A 217-nucleotide genomic window follows, 5' to 3' on the forward strand; every position below is an offset into this window, starting at 1 on the left:
CTCCGGCGAAGAGGTGATGGCTATTCTGCATCAGCTACGCGATCGCGGGCATACGGTAATTATCGTCACGCACGACAGCCAGGTTGCCGCCCAGGCAGAACGCGTCATTGAAATTCGTGATGGCGAGATTGTGCGTAATCCACCACCACAAAAAACCACTGCCGGACGTGATATTGATGAACCAACGGTGACGACGGCTTCTGGCTGGAGCCAGTTT

General features: G+C 54.8%; 1 pseudogene. It reads left to right on the forward strand.

The annotated features are described in order from the left end of the window. Nucleotides 1–217: pseudogene (locus FDX22_RS19655) on the forward strand (macrolide ABC transporter permease/ATP-binding protein MacB); the annotation flags it as partial.

The organism is Citrobacter sp. TBCS-14, from assembly GCF_005280805.1.
In the GTDB taxonomy this organism is placed as follows: Bacteria; Pseudomonadota; Gammaproteobacteria; order Enterobacterales; family Enterobacteriaceae; genus Citrobacter; species Citrobacter gillenii.